Genomic DNA, 2,890 nt, shown 5'->3' with positions numbered 1-2,890 from the left:
GGTCATTTCCTTGATATATAACGGTGTATACAATTTATGATACTTTCCTGTATACGATTTAATGATACTCAACAACCCTGAACCCTGAACCCTGAACCCTGAACCCTGAACCCTGAACCCTGAACCCTGAACCCTGAACCCTGAACCCTTCGGCATTAAAAATTCCCTTGAGCTGGCTGGCCAGATACAGATGCTTTGGCGTTCCCTGCCGCATCTTGTCCACTATCTTCCGCCCGTCGAGCTGCACCACCCGCCCTTCGTCATCCAAAATCGGCACGACCAGGCTTCCGGCCAGGTGTTCGTGGCCGCTGGAGCGCAACACGCCGATTTCCTGGAGTTTGCGTCTCACCTCCGCCCCGCCGACCCGGTCGCCTTTTTCCACTTTCAGTCCCAGCGTCCGATTGGCATACCCCAACTTGAAGAACTTCAGAATTGAGCCTGGAGACTGAAGAAATTCTTCAGTTGCGTCTTTGGGCAGGAGTCCCCGCCTGACCAGCCTGAACTGCTTTTCAGCCTGGTTTCGGCCTTGTTCCCTATCCCCTATCCCCTGTCCCCTACCCCCTAACTTCTCCACGGCTGCGACAAAGTCCCGCCCCTCCGTCTCCATCACCCACGCAATCACATCCCCTCCCTTCCCACACCCGAAGCACTTGAACGTGTTCCGCACCCGGTCGATTACCAGCGATGGCGTGTTTTCTTTGTGGAACATGCACAGCGTCACCAGCTTGTTCACTCCGTGCTTCTTCAACTCACACCCCGAAGCGCGGACCAGGTCCTCCAACCGGTTTAACCGCTTTACCTCTTCTATTTCGCTTTCACTAAAGTGTGGCATCTTTCAAACCCTCCCTGCTGATTGCTTTATGATGTATAGAGTGATTTAATATTGACAAATTGCGTGATATGATCTACCAAATACATCATAATCAGTCAAGAAAATTCTTCACTCATATCTTAAAATCTTGCGTTTTTCATGGTAAATGCTTATGATTCAAGGACTTTATGAAATTACCAAACAGAGTGATTCCATGACGCTCCCAGAAAAAATCAAGCATCACCGAAAACTACGTGGCTGGGCGCAGGCTGAACTGGCGAAACGGTTAGGCGTGCATACCAATCATGTTTGTCGTCTGGAAGGCGGGCGTTTTCAACCGTCGATTGAGTTACTTAAAAAACTGACTCAGGAATTTGAAGTGTCGGCGGATTACCTGCTCAACGACCAGGAAGAACAAATGGCACCGCTCCAGGCGGAAGACCAGGCCGTGGCGGAACGGGTGCGACTGATTAACACCTTGGAACCACGTGAACGGGATTCATTGCTGAATATTTTGGACGCCTTGCTGACCAAGAAAAAAGTATTTGATATGGTGGCCAGAGAAACCCAGCCAATTGCCCATTAAAGGAAGGAACACCTATGTCCGCACATCCCCTGACCCTGCCGGAAACACCTGAAGCCAGGCTGGAACTGCCCATTGAGTGTCAACCCGACATCAGTCACATCATCACGGAGGACGATACCCCAGTGGACAACCTGCCATCAGAGAAGAACCAGCGGCTGCTGGTCGAACCGCTTTACAGTTCGTGGAAAGAAACCAACCCGGAGCGGAAGTTTTTAGCGGCGGCCAACGTCGGTCTGTTTTACATGACCAAAAGACCACCCGTCGTGCCGGATATGATGCTGAGCCTGGATGTGGAAATTGACCCGGAATGGTGGGAGAAGGAACATCGGTCCTATTTCATCTGGGAATTTGGGAAACCGCCGGAAGTGGTGATTGAAATCGTGTCGAATACGGTGGGGAATGAAGGTGGGGACAAACTGGTCAAGTATGCGTGGATGAAAGTGGACTACTACGCCATCTTTGACCCGAAGCAGCAAATCAGTGATGAAGTGTTGCGGGTGTATGAGTTACAGGCGGGAAGATACATCCAGCGGCAGGATTGGAAACTGGCCGGGGTGGAGTTGGGATTGACGCTGTGGGAAGGAGAATATGAAGGCCGCCAGGATACCTGGCTGCGGTGGACGGATGCGGAAGGCAAGCTGATCCAAACCGGCAAGGAACGCGCTGACCTGGAACGACAAGAAAAAGAGGCTGCACTTGAAAAAGCTGAAAAACTAGCAGCCAAGCTCAAGGAATTGGGGATTGATCCAGAGCTGCTTTGACGCTTAAATCGGCTATTGAAAACAGTTTACAAATCTGGATATTCAACTGGTGGGCTATTTGCATCTGGAAGAAGTGTTGGCGATCCTGAGTGACGAAGTACTCCTGTTTGGTCAATATAATAACAATCACTACCACTCTGGAAAAATTTTGTGCCTAAAAACCCTCTTGGTTTTGCAGGATAGGCAATTACCGAAAAGGTAGCAGGCTGTGAATCAGTTTTTTCAGTTAGCTTCATTGGCCCAAGTATATAACCGCAGAAATGAGATTTACTCATAGTTGTGTAAACCCTTGAAAAGTAAAAATGATCTTCTGAAGGAGATGGGGGGACCAAGTCCATAAACTGAGAAGAAAATTTCCCATTTCCTTTTCCATTCAAATAATTCATTTGATCAACCTGGAGTCGTTTCAATGCTCTTTGAATTTGTAAGTCATTCAAATTACATTGAGAGTATAGACTGTGCAGTTTTTGAGTTATTGGTACCAAACAGAAGGTTAACGCTCCAGCAATCACAAACAAGCAGAGTTTTACAGAGGTGTTGTTCAACCACTTTTGTTCAGCCATAAAAATTCATTCCTGTCTGTGTAATTTGGCAGGAATTCCCGGCGAGCAGGCCAGGTAGACCCGATCTTTGTCGGTCAGGCTGGTTTGTCACCTCCAGCCGACAGACCACAAGTGAACCTGCGGTTGAGTTGGAAACAGCAGGCCAGAGAGTTTCAATTGAGTGTTGAGG

Annotated in this window: 4 protein-coding genes; 2 read left to right on the top strand and 2 right to left on the bottom strand. The window is 48.8% G+C overall.

The genetic code is table 11. From position 1 onward, the window contains the following. Nucleotides 1-58: 58 nt before the first annotated feature. Nucleotides 59-832, bottom strand: a complete 774-nt coding sequence (locus HY774_25800; protein MBI4751914.1) for a hypothetical protein — start codon at nt 830-832, stop codon at nt 59-61. A gap of 151 nt (nt 833-983) precedes the next feature. On the opposite strand from HY774_25800, the gene HY774_25795 reads away from it, so the two are divergent. Beyond that, nucleotides 984-1,397 (top strand): helix-turn-helix transcriptional regulator, encoded by a 414-nt coding sequence (locus HY774_25795; protein MBI4751913.1) that lies wholly within the window; start codon nt 984-986, stop codon nt 1,395-1,397. Between the two features lie 14 nt (nt 1,398-1,411). Then, nucleotides 1,412-2,158 carry a Uma2 family endonuclease gene (locus HY774_25790; protein ID MBI4751912.1) on the top strand — a complete coding sequence of 249 codons (747 nt, stop codon included), beginning with the start codon at nt 1,412-1,414 and terminating at the stop codon, nt 2,156-2,158. Nucleotides 2,159-2,184: 26 nt separating this feature from the next. On the opposite strand, the gene HY774_25785 is transcribed toward HY774_25790, so the two are convergent. Further along, on the bottom strand, nt 2,185-2,721 hold the full coding sequence (locus HY774_25785) for a hypothetical protein (protein ID MBI4751911.1): 537 nt from the start codon (nt 2,719-2,721) through the stop codon (nt 2,185-2,187). Between the last annotated feature and the right edge of the window lie 169 nt (nt 2,722-2,890).

The sequence above is a fragment of the Acidobacteriota bacterium genome (assembly GCA_016208495.1).
Taxonomy (GTDB): domain Bacteria; phylum Acidobacteriota; class Blastocatellia; order Chloracidobacteriales; family Chloracidobacteriaceae; genus JACQXX01.
The sequence above is the reverse complement of the archived record's forward strand: the minus strand, read 5'-3'. Positions and strand labels throughout refer to the sequence as shown.

Coding starts and splice junctions, on each gene's coding strand:
- HY774_25800 (MBI4751914.1), bottom strand. CDS start 832: ATGCCACACTTTAGTGAAAGCGAAATAGAAGAGGTAAAGCGGTTAAAC.
- HY774_25795 (MBI4751913.1), top strand. CDS start 984: ATGATTCAAGGACTTTATGAAATTACCAAACAGAGTGATTCCATGACG.
- HY774_25790 (MBI4751912.1), top strand. CDS start 1,412: ATGTCCGCACATCCCCTGACCCTGCCGGAAACACCTGAAGCCAGGCTG.
- HY774_25785 (MBI4751911.1), bottom strand. CDS start 2,721: ATGGCTGAACAAAAGTGGTTGAACAACACCTCTGTAAAACTCTGCTTG.